The sequence below is a fragment of the Streptomyces sp. NPDC107546 genome (assembly GCF_055639175.1).
Genome location: NZ_JBVKBA010000032.1, coordinates 17,612 through 33,745, shown reverse-complemented (window position 1 = coordinate 33,745; position 16,134 = coordinate 17,612). Strand labels below are relative to the sequence as shown.

At 68.8% G+C, this 16,134-nt stretch carries 10 protein-coding genes and 2 pseudogenes; 5 read left to right on the top strand and 7 right to left on the bottom strand.

Features of this window, described 5'->3' with window-relative positions:
• Positions 1 to 874: 874 nt before the first annotated feature.
• The 3 genes and pseudogenes from ACZ7L1_RS31960 to ACZ7L1_RS31950 form a co-directional block, all read right to left on the bottom strand.
• Positions 875 to 2,812 (bottom strand): heavy metal translocating P-type ATPase, encoded by a 1,938-nt coding sequence (locus ACZ7L1_RS31960; protein WP_471442133.1) that lies wholly within the window; start codon positions 2,810 to 2,812, stop codon positions 875 to 877.
• The gene (locus tag ACZ7L1_RS31955; RefSeq protein WP_471442131.1) at positions 2,812 to 3,063 is read right to left on the bottom strand and encodes a hypothetical protein; all 252 of its coding nucleotides are present in this window, start codon (positions 3,061 to 3,063) and stop codon (positions 2,812 to 2,814) included. The genes ACZ7L1_RS31960 and ACZ7L1_RS31955 overlap by 1 nt, the downstream gene beginning before the upstream one ends.
• 186 nt (positions 3,064 to 3,249) lie before the next feature.
• Positions 3,250 to 3,510 (bottom strand): annotated as a pseudogene (locus ACZ7L1_RS31950) (Fe-Mn family superoxide dismutase); the annotation flags it as partial.
• A gap of 182 nt (positions 3,511 to 3,692) precedes the next feature.
• Here ACZ7L1_RS31950 and ACZ7L1_RS31945 point away from each other — a divergent pair.
• Positions 3,693 to 3,947, top strand: a pseudogene (locus ACZ7L1_RS31945) (NUDIX domain-containing protein); the annotation flags it as partial.
• Between the two features lie 85 nt (positions 3,948 to 4,032).
• Here the strand turns inward: ACZ7L1_RS31945 and ACZ7L1_RS31940 are convergent.
• Positions 4,033 to 5,985 (bottom strand): bifunctional metallophosphatase/5'-nucleotidase, encoded by a 1,953-nt coding sequence (locus tag ACZ7L1_RS31940; protein ID WP_471442129.1) that lies wholly within the window; start codon positions 5,983 to 5,985, stop codon positions 4,033 to 4,035.
• Positions 5,986 to 6,569: 584 nt separating this feature from the next.
• The gene (locus tag ACZ7L1_RS31935; RefSeq protein ID WP_471442127.1) at positions 6,570 to 9,119 is read right to left on the bottom strand and encodes a GH32 C-terminal domain-containing protein; all 2,550 of its coding nucleotides are present in this window, start codon (positions 9,117 to 9,119) and stop codon (positions 6,570 to 6,572) included.
• A 283-nt stretch (positions 9,120 to 9,402) separates the two neighbouring features.
• Between ACZ7L1_RS31935 and ACZ7L1_RS31930 the strand changes: the two genes are divergently transcribed.
• Positions 9,403 to 10,446 carry a LacI family DNA-binding transcriptional regulator gene (locus ACZ7L1_RS31930; RefSeq protein ID WP_471442125.1) on the top strand — a complete coding sequence of 348 codons (1,044 nt, stop codon included), beginning with the start codon at positions 9,403 to 9,405 and terminating at the stop codon, positions 10,444 to 10,446.
• 217 nt (positions 10,447 to 10,663) lie between these two features.
• Here ACZ7L1_RS31930 and ACZ7L1_RS31925 read toward each other — a convergent pair whose 3' ends face one another.
• Entirely contained in the window at positions 10,664 to 11,107 is a 444-nt protein-coding gene (locus ACZ7L1_RS31925; RefSeq protein ID WP_471442123.1) for a resolvase, read from the bottom strand.
• 295 nt (positions 11,108 to 11,402) lie between these two features.
• Between ACZ7L1_RS31925 and ACZ7L1_RS31920 the strand changes: the two genes are divergently transcribed.
• Both ACZ7L1_RS31920 and ACZ7L1_RS31915 read left to right on the top strand, forming a co-directional pair.
• Positions 11,403 to 13,712 carry a molybdopterin-dependent oxidoreductase gene (locus tag ACZ7L1_RS31920; RefSeq protein ID WP_471442121.1) on the top strand — a complete coding sequence of 770 codons (2,310 nt, stop codon included), beginning with the start codon at positions 11,403 to 11,405 and terminating at the stop codon, positions 13,710 to 13,712.
• A gap of 69 nt (positions 13,713 to 13,781) precedes the next feature.
• Positions 13,782 to 14,333, top strand: a complete 552-nt coding sequence (locus ACZ7L1_RS31915; protein ID WP_471442119.1) for an EF-hand domain-containing protein — start codon at positions 13,782 to 13,784, stop codon at positions 14,331 to 14,333.
• Positions 14,334 to 14,526: 193 nt separating this feature from the next.
• On the opposite strand, the gene ACZ7L1_RS31910 is transcribed toward ACZ7L1_RS31915, so the two are convergent.
• Positions 14,527 to 15,339: an alpha/beta hydrolase gene (locus ACZ7L1_RS31910; protein ID WP_471442117.1), complete on the bottom strand. Its 813-nt coding sequence runs from the start codon at positions 15,337 to 15,339 to the stop codon at positions 14,527 to 14,529.
• 178 nt (positions 15,340 to 15,517) lie between these two features.
• Between ACZ7L1_RS31910 and ACZ7L1_RS31905 the strand changes: the two genes are divergently transcribed.
• Positions 15,518 to 15,994 (top strand): MarR family winged helix-turn-helix transcriptional regulator, encoded by a 477-nt coding sequence (locus ACZ7L1_RS31905; protein ID WP_471442115.1) that lies wholly within the window; start codon positions 15,518 to 15,520, stop codon positions 15,992 to 15,994.
• Positions 15,995 to 16,134 lie beyond the last annotated feature (140 nt).

Sequence of the window (16,134 nt, the reverse complement as noted above, 5' to 3'; positions counted from 1 at the left end):
CGTCAATACTTTCGAACGACATCCGATATACCGAACACCAATGACCTGTACGGACGGCTTATCTGACGATCGACCACTCCGACGTCTTGACATCCTTTTTGCCAGCCCTATAGCGTCTGGCCGATTTTCCGAGGGGCTTTCTAAATATCGAACGATGGGTCATCGGTTCCCTTCTGCCACGGCTGAACTCCTCTCCTCGATTGAGGCACCCGCGCCACGGCCTGGATGCGCCGTTGACGCTGTGCCCCTCGACCACCGACCCGGCTGTGGCGCGAGGGTGGCTGGAGCGGACGGCGGCCGGGGTGGAGGGGCTGTGCTTCAAGCGGCTGGACGAGCCCTACGTCGGGAGCGCTTCGTGCCCGTCCCTGATCGGCTTCATGCTCTGGTCGACGTCCACGGCCGACGCCGGTTCATCCGGGGCAGGGATGTTCACCCAGCTGAATGGCATCGACAGCCGGACCCGGCGCGTCAGCCGCGGAAGCGGGAGAGCCACGTGCCCCTGGCTTTCTGCTCGGGCACGGCCTGCTCCTGCTCCTGGCCCTCCTGCTCGTCCCGCAGGAGGCCGGGGCGGCCAAGGGCTTGGAGGACCGCCTCCTACGAACTGGGGCGGTGGACATCTCGGCTTCTACCAGCGGCTTTCGACTTCTCGCGGCCCCCTGACACGACGCCGATCCACCGTCGGGGGCCGCTGACACACGAGCGCCGTGTCGCCTCCTCCAGCGTCACTACTGCAGGCAGGACGCTTAGCCATCAACCGCGATCGCGTCCCTCTGCATGGGAGCAGCCTCAACTGCCGGAACCTCCGGCAGGCCTCCTGATCGATGCCGTGGAGCGTTTCGGTGGTAAAGACGTAGGCCGCTACCAACGGACCGCTTCAGGACGAGCCACGATCAGTTTGGGTGAAGTGACTGGCCCGACCCTTCAGCTGTACCAGTCGACCCACCTGGGCAGCCTTGGCCCTGGGCATGAGGGTCCAGGTGCCGTCGGTGCGCTGCAGGGCGACGGCCTCGTTGACACCGTCGCCGACGACCGCGACCCGGTAACCCTGCTCCTGCAAGTCCCGTACGAGGCCGGCCTTGTCCTCGGGTGTGCAGCGGGCGTGCACCTCCTCGATGCCCAGGGCCGATGCGACTGCCTGCGCGGGGGCCTCCCGATCGCCCGTGGCGAGCACCGGGCGGACGCCGAGGCGCCGTAGGCGGTCCACGGCACGGTAGCTTCCGGGGCGTACGACGTCCCCGACCTCGATCAGGGCCTCGGCCACGCCGTCCACACGGACCAGGACGGGCGTGTGGGCGGCGGCCTCAGCCACAGGCATGACGTCCGCAAGGGCCGTGGGCAAGGCGTCGTCCGGCGCGAGGACTTCGACCATCCGTCCCTCGACGCGGCCGCGTACGCCCTGCCCCGGTACGGCACTGAAATCGCTCACCTCCGGCGCCGGATTCACCGACAGGGCTCGTTGGGCGTAGGAGGTGATGGCCCGGCCCAGCGGGTGCTCCGACCCCCGCTCGACCGCGCCGGCCAGCCGCAGTACCGCTTCTTTCCCCAGCCCGTCGGGCACCGCCGTGACGCGGGCTACGGTCATGTGGCCCGAGGTGAGCGTGCCCGTCTTGTCCAGCACAACGGCGTCGATGTGCTGCAGTCCCTCCAACGCCTGCGGCCCGCTCACGAGCACCCCCAGTTGGGCGCCCCGCCCGGTCGCGGCCATCAGCGCGGTCGGTGTCGCCAGGCCCAGCGCGCAGGGGCAGGCCACGACCAGGACCGCCACGCAGGCGGTGACAGCGGCCTGCGGATCGGCCCCCGCGCCGAGCCAGAATCCGAGCGCCGTGACGGCCAGCGCCAGCACGACGGGCACGAAGACGCCCGCCATCGAGTCGGCCAGCCGCTGCACCCGGGCCTTGCCGGCCTGGGCCTCGGTCACCAACCGGGTGATGCGGGCGAGCTGGGTACCGGCCCCAACGGCTGTCGCCCGCACGAGCAGCAGTCCACCGGAATTGACGGCTCCGCCGACCACAAGGGATCCGAGCTGCACCTCGACCGGCTCGCTCTCCCCAGTGACTAGGGACAAGTCCACCGCGGAGCTGCCCTCCACCACCTCGCCATCCGTGGCCACCCGCTCGCCGAACCGCACGACGAAGACCTGTCCGACGCCCAGCTGCTCGATCGGGACGAGCCGTTCCGAGCCACCCTCCCATAGGAGGTAGATGTGCGCCACGCCGTCCGAGGCCGACGGCACGAGCGCGAACGGCATCCACATCCCGGGCTCCCCGGCTCCCCCGAGGAACAGCGCGTACGCGGACCAGGAGAAGGAGGCCACCACGCCCAGCGACACCAGGGTGTCCATGGTCGCCGCCGAATGCCGCAGCCCCCGTACGGCCCGCATATGGAACGGCCAGGCGCTCCACACCGCGACCGGCGCGGCCAGCACGAAGCACAGCCACTGCCAGTTCCGGAACTGCAGGCCCGACACCATCGACAGCACGAGCACCGGCAGCGCGAGCAGCGCCGTGATCAGGAGCCGGTCACACTCCTGCCGCGCGCCGTCGGCGTCTTCGTCGTCCTGACGCTGCTGCTTCCTGGGCGCCTCGGACAGTGCCGCCGTATAGCCGGCCTGCTCGACGGTCGCGACGAGCTGCTCCGGGCTGATCTGTGCCGGGTGACTCACCCGGGCTCGTCCGGTGGCCAGATTGACGGTGGCTGTCACCCCGTCCAGCTTCCCGAGCTTCTTCTCGACCCGCTTCACGCAGGCCGCGCAGGTCATCCCGCCGACGGTCAGGTCGGTCGCCACCAGGACGACCACGGGTTCCGCGCCCATCAGCGGCTTCCCCCGTGCATGTCTCCCATGTCGTCCATGCCTCCTGCCCCGCCGCCGTCCCCACCGCCGCCGCCCCGGCTCGTGCCGGTGCCGTGCATGTCTGGCGCAACGGGCCCAGCAGTGGCCCCGAGGGCGTACGACACCGCGAACACCAGGGCCAACAGCAGGAGGAACCCGCAGAGGGCAGGCGGGGGTGTCAGCTTCCGCAACACCGCGCCCGCGCCGGAGGAGGATTGCCGGGACTCGTCCATCAACCGCGTCTCCAGATCACGTCGTACGGCGAAGGTCGGATGAGCCGTACTGCTTCAGGAGTCGGGGCAACCGGTGGCCGAGTTCCGGAGCAAAGTTGTGGCACCCGTCGCTTCGTGTGCCCGGAGAGGGGGCCGGGAAGCCTTCCGGTCTCCCGGCCCGTCGGCGACGCTGCGGTCGCGCCCTTTTCAGGCGCCGGCGGTCGCGGCGGCGTACCGGGCGGCGACGTCCTCCCAGTCGACCAGGTCCCACGGCTTGGTGACGTAGTCGGGGCGGACGTTCTTGTACTGCAGGTAGTAGGCGTGCTCCCAGGCGTCGAAGACCAGCAGCGGCGTGGTGCCCTGGCCGACGTTGCCGTGGTGGTCGTAGACCTGCTCCACGATGAGGCGCCGGCCGAGGGGCTCCCATGCCGGGACGCCCCATCCGGAGTTCTGGACGGAGGAGGTGGCGGCTACGGTGTTGGCGGTCGGCCCATGGGCAACAGCGCGAGGGCCCCATGGCGGCCGCTTCGGGTCAGGGCCGCACTGAAGACCCCCGCCTCCCAGGTTTCCACAACACCTGGTGAAGCGGGCCCGCACGTCCGTCGGAGGCACCGCAAGCCGCCCGGCGGGCCAGCCAGAGGGACGTCACCATGTCCACCGACGATCCAGCACACCGCGAACCGCATCCGGGCATCCCGCTGATCGCCCACACCATCCTTACCGACTCCCGCCACCGGGTCCTCATCGTGCGCACCACGGGCAGGAATCCCCGCTGGATCCTGCCAGGGGGTCTGGTGGAGCCGCTGGAGGCACCCCGCGATGCAGCTCATCGAGAGGTACGGGAGGAGACCGGTCTTGACGTGGAGATCGGGCATCTTTTGGCGCAGGAGTGGGCTGCTCCTCGGAGGCCGGGGCGACGCGCCCGGCTGACGTTCGGAGACGGGGCGGTGGTGCCGCCCGGGTCGAGGGCGGCACCGCCGGTGCCGCTTGTCAGCAGGGGATACGGAACGCCCGCTCCGCGTTGTCCGCCCGGGCGAGCTGTGCGGCCTGCGCACGGGAGGCCGCACCGTCCCGGCCGAGGGCGTGAGGCGCCATGGCGATCTCGCCGACGCTTGCCGAGGACGCCGACAGGTTCCTGGCCGTGACCCGGTTCAGTGCGGCGGGGCTGAGGACCTTGCGTGCCCGGACGAAGGCCACGAAGCTCTCGAAGTCGCGCGTGTGGCGGACCGGGGCCGTGAATCCGGTGAAGGCGGTGAACCCGTCGGCGCCGAGCAGCGTGTACGAGGTCGCCGCCAGCCGGTAGTGGCGGGAGAGGTCCAGACGGTGGCCATTGATGAGGACGTCGGCCGGGTCGACCCGGTCACCGGCAGCGCCGCCGGCGTCGAAGGTGTAGCGGACGTTGCGCGACACGGCCAGCGGCGCATACCGAAGGCTGCCGTCGGCCGCCTTGGACCACTGCTGCTCCAGAGCGTCGTGAAGCTGCTGTCCGCTGACGGTGACCGTCAGGATGGGGTCGCCGTAGCCGATGGCGCTCCACGCCTGGCCGAAGGTGATGGTGCCGCCGGACGGGGCGTCGTAGGAGAGGTCCTTGTTGATGACGCTCTGTCCGACCCGCGGCGCCGCGGCGATCAGGGCGAGCTCGGCCGGGGTGTTGGGGTGGTCATTGCCGTCGTTCATCGGGCCGAGCGGCTGCTGCCCGGCCCAAAGCGCCCAGTCCGCGGCGAGGTCGCCCATGGTGCTCTCGCCGCTGGTGTTACGCGCGCGAGTGAAGGAGGCGGTCTGCCTGCCGATGGGTGTGCGGGCACGCTTGGCGGCATATCCCTGCCAGTAGTCGGCCACCTGCTGCAGTTCGCGGTCCGGGGCGATGTCGCGGGTGTTCGGGTGGTTGGTGGTCGTGGTCAGGGCGCGGACGACCTTGCCGCTACGCGGATCGAGCCGCAGGTTGATCTCGTTGATCAACTGGCCGTGGCACCCCGCTTCGACGAACGGCCGGGGCACGCCGTGCGGGTCCGGAAGCATCATGTTGAAGCGGCAGTGCCAGTGGCCGGTGACGATGGCATCGATGTCAGGAGAGACCTTGAGTGCCAGGTCGTAGGCGGGTCCGGACGGGTTGCTGCCGGCGGTGAAGTCGCTGCCGGCGACCGCCCCGTCGTGCATGCTCAGGACGATCGCGTTCACCCCGCGTGCCTTCAGCTCGGCGGCGCGGCGGTTGGCGGTGACGATCTCGTCCAGCGAGGAGAGCGCGGGCTGGTAGGAGGTGGACCCGGTGTCGGTGCCCACGGCGGTCAGATGGATGAAGCCGATCGGCAGTCTGCGTCCGTTGCCGACGTTCACCCACTCGATGTTGTACGGCGGCAGTACGGTGCGGCCGGTGCGGGACCACACCATGTTGGCGCTGTAATAGCGGAAGTTCGCGCCCCGGAAGCGCCGGCCGGTGGAGTCGGGGAACGTGTCGTCCTGTCCGACGACGGGGAAGGGGACACCGTCTTCCATGTGCGCGGTCAGGAAGGCCGGGGACTTGTCGAACTCGTGGTTGCCCGCGGTCGCGAAGTCCAGGCCGAGTCGGTTGAGCGCCTCGATCGTCGGCTCGTCGGCGAGGCTCTCGGCGTCGAACTCCCAGCCGGAGAAGAGGTCTCCGGGCGCGAAAAAGATCGAGTTGCGGCGGCCGCTGCGCAGGTGTTCCAGGTGTGCCGCCAGGTAGCCGACCCCGCCCACGGTGTACGTTCTGCCCCCGGCTCCCTTGATGACGGCGTCACCTCCCGGGGCCGCCTGCAAGTAGCCGTGCAGATCGGTGATGTTGAGCAGCTGGACGTCCACCAGATTGTGCGCGGTGGCGGCGTCCCGTGCGTCGTCGGTGGCGTACGCGGGCGTGCCGACCGCGGCAGCGGTGACAGCGGCCCCGGCCGCGGTGAGGAAGGTGCGTCGTCCGATCTCTCGCGCCATCTCGGCCTCCTGGTCGTCGGGAACCACCTGGAAGTCAAGTGGGCGTTCGGAGCCCGGCGGCCACCGTGAGACAGACCTGACATGAACAGTCAAAGGACGCCGTACCGGGCTCGGTACGAAGGCCGTCAAACCATGGCGGGCTTCCGTCGGCGCACGCCGGCGAGGCCACGCCCGGGGCCACCCGACACGCGCGGACGCGCTGACGGTGCTTGTCACGTCCGGACGAACCTCGGCGCCCGAGCACTCATCTCTCGCAGACGGAGCAGCGATCCGACCGGTCCGACTCCCCTCTGCTGCCATATTCGTAAGCCACTTCGAAGAGGGCCGGGAGGTGGCTGTGACGACAGTTCGACGCCAGGGAACGTTTCGAACGGCTGCTGGACAAGGACTCCTTCACGGGAACCGGGCTCTTCGTCCGGGCACGGCCCACCGGTGACGGCGCCCGCCGCATTGATGCGGAACCTCCTGGCGTTCGGTGCGGCTCTCGCAGTCCAAAACAACGTCAGAAGGCGGGCACCGCCTTCACGGGCCGACCTGGCGTGTTGCCCGGCAGCGACGTGCCGGGCAACACACCTAGGGTTGGGTCACTTCCATATGGATGCCAGTTGCCACGCCTGCAGGCGGGTGAGGTTGGCGGTTCCGTCGTCGGCGAAGACGTCGACGCCGGTGCTGGAGGGATCGGGGAAGATCTGGTCGGTGAGGACGACCTGTTCGCCTGCAGCGTTCCGGGCGTATACCTCGACGGAGGAGGCGTCGACGAGGACGTGCAGGCTCAAGGGCTTGCCATGGAGGGCGAGGGGGGCGCGCTGGACGCTTGCGAAGGTGGGGTCGAAGTCGGTCGCGCCGGAGGCGGTGCGGTCGATGTAGACCTCGCCGGTGGCGGTGTCGTAGCCGATGCGGGTGCGCTGTCCGGCGCCGGTACGGACGTCCAGGCCGAAGCGGTTGGCGGTGCCCGGGGTGAGCTCGGCCTGGAGTTCCAGGGCGCTGCCGTGGACGCCGAGCGGGGTGGTGCCGTTGGTGACGGTGGTGGGCCGGACGGTGGTGCCGGCGGTGCGAAGAGATTTCAGTTCGCCGACCGGCTGCTGGACCAGCTCGGTCCTGCCGTTCACCGTCCGCAGGGACAGCTGGCGCGGGAACGTATCAGCGCTGCGCCAGGAGCTGGTGGGGATGTTCCCGCCGTAGTTCCAGTTGTTCATCCAGGCGATCATGACGCGTCGGCCGCCGGGTGCGTCGTTCCAGGTGTTGGCGGCGTAGAAGTCCGCGCCGTAGTCGAGCCAGTGGGCCCGCTGGGTCGTAGATTGTGCGGGTTTGTCGGCTGCGGTGAACTGGTCGGCGAGGACGTGTCCCCAGCCGCCGGTGTTGGCGTCGACGATCTGGATCTGGACCTGCTTGCCCTTGTAGGCGGTGGTGTTGAAGGACGCCCAGTCGAGGTTCTCGGAGTCCGAGCCCGTGGCGCTCTGCACGATCTTGCCGTCGACGAGCAGGTTGACGCCGGTCTCGTTGGAGTGGGGCGTTGCCTGGGTGTCGGAGAGGACGACCTGGTCGATGTTGATGTGGCCCCAGCCGCCTGTGTTGGCGTCCACGACCTTGATCTGGGCCTGCTTGCCCTGCAGGTCGGACAGGTCCCAGGAGGCCCAGTTCAGGGCCTCGGCGTTGGCGCCGGTGGCAGAACGCACCACTTTGCCGTCGACGACGAGCTCGACGGCGGTAGGGGCGTCGGAGCTCGCGGCGTGGTGGCCGCCGCTGATGAGGAAGTCCAGGTACTTCTTGTCGATGGTGAAGGTCGGCGAGGTCAGGGTGCCGGTGGTGGCGTCGCCGTCCAGGTAGCTGTTGACCAGACCGTGGCCGAGGTAGCCGGAGACCTGCTGCTGGTTGGGGAGAGTGCCCTGGGCCGGCCCGGTGCCGAAGGCGTCGCCAGTGGTGGTCCAGTCGCCGATGGGGCTGGTGTAGGTGCTGCCCTCGAAATCGGCGAGGACTTCGCCGGTCGGTGTCGGCTCGTCGCCCAAGATGGAGCCGGGCTGGTACGGGTGGTTGCCTCCGCCGACCTTGAAGTTGATGTAGTTGCTGGTCACGGTGAACGCGGGCGAGGTCAGCGTGCCGGTAGTGCCGTCGCCGCCGTGGAAGCTGTTGGCGAAGTCCTGGCCGTCGAAGCCGGTGACCGGACCCTGGCCGTCCACCGCCCCGGTCGCCGGGGCGCTGCCGAACGCGTCACCGGTGGCCGTCCAGTCGCCGAACGAGCCGGACTCGAAGTCCTGCATGACGGTGCCGCTCGGCGGGGTGTACGTGCCGGAGTCGTCGGAGGTGAACTTCTTGCCGTCGAAGTCGCCGACGAAGTGCTGGGCGCCGGAGCCGCCCGCGATGCCGCCGGGGTTGAGGTTGACGGCCAGCACCCACTTCGTCTTCTTCGGGTCGCCGTCCACGGGCAGCGGGAACAGGTCCGGGCACTCCCACACCCCGCCGGTGGCGCCGGCCGGGCCGAAGTCGCTCTGGTGGGCCCAGTGCTTGAGGTCGGCCGAGCTGTAGAAGGAGATCTTGTGCTGGTCGGCGAGGGAGACCGCCATCAGCCAGCTGTGCGTGGGCGCGTACCAGAAGACCTTCGGGTCGCGGAAGTTGTCCGAGCCGATGTCCAGGACCGGGTTGCCGGAGTACTTCTTCCAGGTGGTGCCGCCGTCGGTGCTGTAGGCGAGGGCCTGTTGCTGCTTGCCGGACGCCTTCTGCGCGCTGGTGTAGACGGCGACGAGCGGCGGGTTGGTCTTGGTCCCGAAGCCGGTGGTGTTGTTCTTGTCCAGCACCACGCTGCCGGAGAAGACCATCTCCTGGTCGTCCTGGGGGATGGCGAGCGGGAGCTGCTTCCAGTGGACCAGGTCGGTGCTGACGGCGTGGCCCCAGGACATGTTGCCCCAGGTGTTGCCGGACGGGTTGTACTGGAAGAACAGGTGGTACTGGCCCTTGTAGTAGATGAGGCCGTTGGGGTCGTTCATCCAGTTCTGGGCCGGGGTGAAGTGGAACTGGGGGCGGTACTGCTCGTGGTAGAGGGTGTCGGCCGTGGCGGGAGAGGCGGCGACCAGGCCGAGCCCGGACAGCACGGCCAGCGCGGCGAGCAGTCTTCGGCGCGGGCGGGACATTCTGGACATGGTGCTCCTTCGCAGACGTGCCGGCTCAGCGCAGGCGTGCGGGACTGACCCGCGTCGGGGGCGCGCCCGAGTGCGGCAGGGCTGTACCCGCGGCCTCATCCCAAGGCCAGGGGCCAGCCTGTCGAAAGCGTGCGGCGCCTAGCGGTTCCACCCACCGGCTGGAAACGTTTCGCCGCAACGTACGAGCACGATCTCGCCCATGTCCAGACTCTGTGCAAGAAAATCCCTGCATGCGAGGATGAGCTTGGCTGTGCGGTGCGCGATTGACCAGGAGGAGAAAACGTTGCCAAGCCCGGAGAACGACGCGGGTCGGCGGTCGGCAACCATGCGCGACGTCGCGACCATGGCCGGAGTCGGCATCGCCACCGTCTCACGGGTCGTCAACGGCAAGCCCGTCACCCCTGACCTTGCCGAACGGGTGACTCGCGCCGCCGAGTTGCTCGGCTACCGCCACGACCTGACGGCCAGCAGCCTGCGTCGCAACGACCGCCGCACCCACACCCTCGGCCTGATCCTCGAGGACGCGGCCAACCCCTTCTCCGCCCAACTGCACCGCGCGGTGGAGGACGCCGCTGCCAAGCACGGCGTTCTCGTCCTGGCCGGCTCCACCGACGAGGACCCGGTCCAGGAACGCGGCCTCGTGAAGACCTTCACCGCCCGCCGGGTCGACGGCCTCATCGTGGTGCCCACCGGACACACCGACACCGACCTTGAGGCGGCCCGCCAGGCCGGCACACCCGTCGTGTGCGTGGACCGCCCCACGAGCGGGCTGCAGGTGGACACCGTCACGGTGGACAACCGCGCGGGCGTGCGGGCGGCAGTGAAGAGGCTGCACGCGGCGGGTCACCGGCGCATCGCCTTCCTCGGCGACCTCCCCGAGATCTGGACCGCCGAAGAGCGCCACGCCGGATTCGTGGAAGGACTCGCCGAGGAAGGATGCGTCCTGCACCCCTCCCTCGTACGGCGCGGCCTGCATGGCGCGGACGCCGCCCAGGAGGCCACCCGCGAACTCCTCACCCGCCCTCAGCCGCCCACCGCGCTTGTCTCCGGCCAGAACCTCCTGACCGTCGGCGCCCGCCGAACCTTGCAGGAGCTCCGGCTGCAGCACCGCGTCGCACTGATCGGCTTCGACGACCTCCCCCTCGCCGACCTGCTCGAACCCGGCATCTCCGTGATCGCCCAGGACCCCGTCGCCATCGGCCGGGAAGCCGCGGCCCTGCTCTTCGACCGTCTCGACGGCGAACGCGGACCTGCCCGCCACCGCGTACTGGCCACCCACTACCTCGCCCGCGGCTCCGGCGAACTCCCTCCAGCCGAAGACAGCTAACCTCTCTCGGTCACCACGCTCGTGAGCCGGGTGGCGCGGCGGGAAGCCGGTGCCTGGGAAGGCTCGGCCTCGGGGAACATCGGTACAGCGGTTAACGCTAAGCCGGTGATCATGGTCAGGCCGAGGCCCCGAGAGCGGTGACGCGGTTCTCGTACTCGCGGCGGGCCTTGCACTGGGCCGGGGCCGCCGGGACGCCATGGCCGCCGTCGAGCGGCTGTCAGCGGGCGAGGAGCCCGCAGTGCACGGCGGGGACGGCGGTGACGCGCAGGGTGTAGCCCTGGCCGCGCCGTACGGTCACCCCTTGGTCGAGCGCGGCCCGCTCGGCGGGCTCCAGCTCAATGGTGCGAACGAAGTCGGCGACCTTGCCCGGCATTTCGAGGGTGACCGGCAGCTCCGGAGTAGGCGCGTCCTCCTCGATGGCGGTGTGCTCGGGCATGAGGTCGGCGACGGCCGTGCGGATCGCGCCGCGGCTGACGCCGTGGTCGCGGGCGAGGGCTGCGATCGCGCGGCCCTCCAAGTACGAGGTGCGCACGTCGCCGGTCCTGTCGGCCGGGACGGCGGGGCGTCGTCCGCCCTTGCTGCCCTTGGCCTCGGCGGCGCGCAGTCCGTCGTAGGTCAGCTCGCGCTGGAGTTCGCCGGCGGCGGCGAGGGTCTGCACCATGAACTTCGCCGACGCGCGGGTGGCGGGCGGTGAGGTCCATGGCAGAGAACGCGCCGTCGTGGGTGCGCAGCGCCACCTGGTCGCGGTGGAGGACGTCGAGCACGTCGAGGATGTGGCCGGTGCCGCGTACGAGGCGGAACAGGGTCGATGCGGCCGGGGCTTCTGTGCGGCCGTTGGCGGTCGCATCCAGCGGCGCGGTTGGGCAGGAGGCCATAGGGGAAGTCTCCGTCCCGCGGACCGTCGACTGACCGTTGTCCGAGAGCAGCGGAAACTTCAGGGATGGAGTTGATGCACGGTGGAACGACGCGTGTCGGTTGCGACGCACTGGGGCAGTTTCATTGCGGTGGTCGATTCCGGCCGGTTGGTGCGAATTGAGCCGAGGGGCGATGACCCCGCGCCGTCACCTATCGGCCCCGGAATGGTGGCAGCCGCCGACGACAGCGCTCGCGTGCTGCGCCCCGCGGTGCGCAAGGGCTGGCTGAAGGGCCTGCCGCGCGTCCACGACACGGCCAGAGGCGCGGACGCCTTCGTGGAGGTGAGCTGGGACGACGCGATCACGCTGGTGAGCGATGAACTGCGTCGAGTTCGTTCACAGCACGGAGACAGCGCGGTGTTCGGCGGATCTTACGGCTGGGCGAGTGCGGGCGGCTTCCACAACGCGCAGGGTCAACTCCATCGGTTCCTGGCGTTGGGCGGCGGATACACCGACTCTCGCAACACGTACAGCACCGCGGCTTTGGAGGTCATCCTCCCCCATGTGATCGGCGGGCATCCGTGGAGCTACCAGTCCCGGATGCCGATGTGGGATGAGATCGCCGAGAACTGTGAGTTTGTGGTGGCGTTCGGAGGGCTGGCCCTCAAGAACAGCCAGATCAACCCCGGTGGGCTGGCCAGGCACCAGACGCAGAACCTGCAGCGCCAGTGCCGTGAGGCCGGGGTGCGGTTCGTGAACGTCAGCCCCATCCGCAGCGATGTCGCCGGCTTCCTCGACGCCGAGTGGCTGCCCGTCACCCCCAACACCGACACCGCCGCCATGCTCGGCATCGCACACACGATGCTGGTCAACGGGTGGCACGATGAGGACTTCCTTCGCCGGTGCTGCGTCGGGTTTGACCGCTTCGCCTCCTACTTGGTCGGCGAGCTCGACGGCGTCCCCAAGGATGCTGCCTGGGCGGCGAGGATCACGGGCATCAGTCGCGACGCGATCGCCGATCTCGCTCGCCGCCTCACCACGCAGCGTTCTCTCATCATGGTCAACTATGCGGTGCAGCGGGCAGACCACGGCGAACAGCCGATCTGGATGTCTGTCGTGCTGGCCGCCATGGCGGGCTCGATGGGCCGGTCTGGCTGCGGCTGGGGTGCGGGTTACGCGACGATGGACGCGACCGGCGTTGCCCGAGGCCGCCCCTTCGTGGCGGCGATCCCCGGGGTTTCCAACCCCGTTCCGGATTTCATCCCCGTCGCAAGGATCGCCGACACCCTGCTGCATCCGGGTAAGACCATCGACTACGACGGTCGGCGCCTCACGCTGCCCGAGCTTCGCCTGATCTACTGGTGCGGAGGGAACCCGTTCCACCATCACCAGGATCTCCATCGGCTGACCCGAGCATGGCAGACTCCTGACACGGTGGTGGTTCACGAAGCCTGGTGGAACACCACGGCCAAGTTCGCGGACATCGTCCTTCCCGTCGCCACCGGCTTGGAGCGCGACGACTTCGCCGCCGGATTCTCGGACCCCCACATCGTCGCGATGCCGAAAGTCCGCGAGCCGGCGGGTGAGTCGCGCACCGACCACCACATCTTCACCGCCTTGGCCTCCCGGCTCGGATTCGAGCAGGAGTTCACGGAGTCGCGCTCCGAGATCGAATGGGTCCGACACCTTTACGAGCAGACGAAAGCCGAACTCGGCGACGATGCCGCCTTGCCGAGCTTCGACGACTTCTGGCGAAGCTCCGCCGCCGAGCTGCCGGCGTTGACGGGACCGTTTCCCGGCAGCTTCGAGGCGCTCCGTTCAGATCCGCAGCGGTTCCCCCTACAGACGCCGTCGGGCCGGATCGAGATCTTCTCCGAGGAGATCGACTCGTTCGGCTACGACGACTGCGCCGGGCATCCGACGTGGTTCGAACCAGCCGAGTGGCTCCGTGGCGATCTATCGGACCGATTCCCGCTGCATCTGATCTCGAATCAGCCCGCTTCACGCCTGCACAGCCAGTACGACAACGGTGGCCACAGCCTCAGTTCGAAGATCCGTGGCCGTGAGCCCGTGACGATCAACCCGTTGGACGCCGCGTCACGCGGCATCGAGAACGGCATGATCGTACGCGTCTACAACGACCGAGGCAGCTGCCTTGCGGGCGCAGTCCTGTCGGACGACGTCATGCCAGGCGTCGTACAACTGTCCACCGGAGCGTGGTGGGATCCAGTCCAGCCAGGGCTGAGCGGAACACTGGACCGCCACGGCAATCCGAACGTCCTCACGGCGGATCGGCCGTGCTCACGCCTGTCCCAAGGACCGAGTGCCCTCAGTGCGCTGGTCGACGTCGAGCTCTACGGCGACCCCCTTCCCGATGTGCTCGCCTTTGCACCACCCAAACTCGAACACTGACACGAGCACCGGAAACTCTTCCACTCCCCCGTTTGCGCGCACGTAACGACATGAATACTGTGCGCAACCGTGACTGCACTTCAAAACCTCAAGTACGCCCAGTGGTTCAGGGGCGCCGACGTCGACGGCGACGGGTTCATCACCCAGCGCGACGTCCGAATGATGAGCGAGCGTTACATCGCCGCCCGCGGCACCGCTCCGGACTCCGCGCCCGCCCGCCTGCTCACCGAGGGGATGGACGGGTTCTGGAGGAACGTGATCGCCCCGATGGACCAGGACGGCGACGGGAAGGTCGATCTACGGGAGATGACCGAAGGGTTCAGGCGGGTCCTGACCGACCCCGCCCTGTACCCGCAACAGATCGAGCCGGTGACCGATTGCTTCTTCGACCTCGTCGACCTCAACGGAGATGGCAAGATCGACCAGGCGGAGTTCCAGCAGATGTTCGACGCGGTCGCCGGCGTTCCCGGCGAGGACTGCGCCGCGGTCTTCGCCGCTTTGGACCGGGACGGCTCCGGTGCACTGGACCGCGCCGAATTCCACCAAGCGGTCACGGAATTCTTCTACGGCAACGACCCCAACGCTCCTGCCAACCACCTGTTCGGCAGGGTCGCCGACTGACGGCCTCACCACGCTCGGGGGAGAAGGTCGGCAAGGAGCGGTCGACGCCGAGTTCGCCAAGACGATCAAGGGCAGCGACATCGCCGCGCGCGCTCCCCGGCAGCGGTGCGTGACGGCCGCGAAGCGACTGACCAAGGCGAGGGCCCGCAAGCTCATCACCGCCCTGGTCGGCCACGACTAGGGCGTGCGGGCTTCAGCCTGCCGACGTGTGTGCCGTGCCCCTGGTGCGGATGTGCTGACTGAGAAAGAGAGCGGCGCGCTCCAGCGCCTCGTCGGCTTCGTCCAGGACGCCGGCGAACGCCTGGAAGACATGTGGAACGTCAGCGGTGACATCCAGGATGACGTCCACTCCGGCTTCCCTCGCGCGCGTGGCCATGCGTGTGGAGTCGTCCAGGAGCATTTCGTTGGTGCCGGCCTGCAGAAGCATCGGGGGGAAGCCGGTCAGGTCGGCGAGGGTGGCGGGGCTGAGCATGGGCTGGTGCGGGTCCTGTCCCGCAAGGTACATGGTCCCGGTGTGTTCCATGCCCTCACGGGTGAAGAACGGGTCGATGCCCGCCTTGGCGTCCATGCTCTCGCCTGTCCGGGTCATGTCGAGTCCTGGGGAGAACGCCACGATCGCGGCGGGCATGGGTAGGCCCGCGTCGCGGGCGGCGAGGCAGGTGGTGACGGTGAGGCCGCCACCGGCGGAGTCCCCGGCGAACGCGATCGCCGAAGGGTCTTCGCCGCTGTCGAGAAGTGCGCGGTAGGCGCTCAGCCCGTCCTCGATCGCGGCCGGGAACGGGTGCTCAGGGGCAAGCCGGTAATCCAACGAGAATGCCCTGAACCCTGTTTTGGTCACCAGGTTCCCCGTCAGCGACATCGCCGTCTCCGGTGAACCGACCACGTAGGAGCCGCCGTGGAAGTAGAGGATCGTCCCGGCCTTCGGAGTGCCGGCCGGCTCGACGAGCACCGCGGGCCGGTCGCCGAGCGTCGCAGTCCGGGTGCGGATCCCAGCCGGGACGATCATTTCCCCCATCATCGCCCTGAACCCTGCACGCAGCTCCTCCACCGACCGAGGGCCCTCAGGCTGAGGCCGTCGGACCATCGCGTCGATCTCCGCGCGCTGTTGCCTGCTCACTGTCGCCTCCATCGCGAGTAAATGCCAAGGAACTATATGCCTAGGCATTTAGGTTAGGATATATGCCATGGCATCCAAGTCAAGCGGTGGCCGGGTCGACCTCCCGGGCTTCTTCGCCGATCTCGTCCGCTGCGAGACGCGCCTCTACAACGCGCTGAACGACCGTCTTCGCGAGCGGCATGGGATCGTCACCTCGCAGTTCGAGGTCCTGAGCTTCCTGCGGGACCACCCCGGGTCCCGGGTGGCGGACCTCGCCGCTGAGTTCGCCGTCGGGATCGGTGCGACCAGTAAAGGCATCGACCGCCTGGAGAAGCAGGCATGGGTCGTACGGCGAACCAATCCATCGGATCGCCGCTCATCACTGCTGGACCTGACCGATGACGGCCTGCAACTCGTCGAGGCCGCGGAGGCGACCTTCACCGAAGCGCTGGCCGAGCTGACCGCGGACACCCTCGGGGGCCCCTCAGGACTGGCCGCGGTACAGATCCTCTCGGAGCTCCGCTCCGTGCTCGAACGCGATCAGATCGGCCTGCCCACAGGCTGACCGGAATGCGCATCCAGTGCGACTACCCATTGGCCGCGTGATCAGCGTCTGTCACGAGGATGAATCCCGCGGATTGATCACGACTCGATACGCACCCTAGATGATCGACTCCAAGGGTTGGTGGTCGTAGCGATTCCGGA

What these genes read in the sequence shown, in the direction of transcription:
- ACZ7L1_RS31960 (WP_471442133.1), bottom strand. Translation starts at nt 2,812, where the DNA reads ATGGGCGCGGAACCCGTGGTCGTCCTGGTGGCGACCGACCTGACCGTC.
- ACZ7L1_RS31955 (WP_471442131.1), bottom strand. Translation starts at nt 3,063, where the DNA reads ATGGACGAGTCCCGGCAATCCTCCTCCGGCGCGGGCGCGGTGTTGCGG.
- ACZ7L1_RS31940 (WP_471442129.1), bottom strand. Translation starts at nt 5,985, where the DNA reads ATGGCGCGAGAGATCGGACGACGCACCTTCCTCACCGCGGCCGGGGCC.
- ACZ7L1_RS31935 (WP_471442127.1), bottom strand. Translation starts at nt 9,119, where the DNA reads ATGTCCAGAATGTCCCGCCCGCGCCGAAGACTGCTCGCCGCGCTGGCC.
- ACZ7L1_RS31925 (WP_471442123.1), bottom strand. Translation starts at nt 11,107, where the DNA reads ATGGTGCAGACCCTCGCCGCCGCCGGCGAACTCCAGCGCGAGCTGACC.
- ACZ7L1_RS31910 (WP_471442117.1), bottom strand. Translation starts at nt 15,339, where the DNA reads ATGATCGTCCCGGCTGGGATCCGCACCCGGACTGCGACGCTCGGCGAC.
- ACZ7L1_RS31905 (WP_471442115.1), top strand. Translation starts at nt 15,518, where the DNA reads ATGGCATCCAAGTCAAGCGGTGGCCGGGTCGACCTCCCGGGCTTCTTC.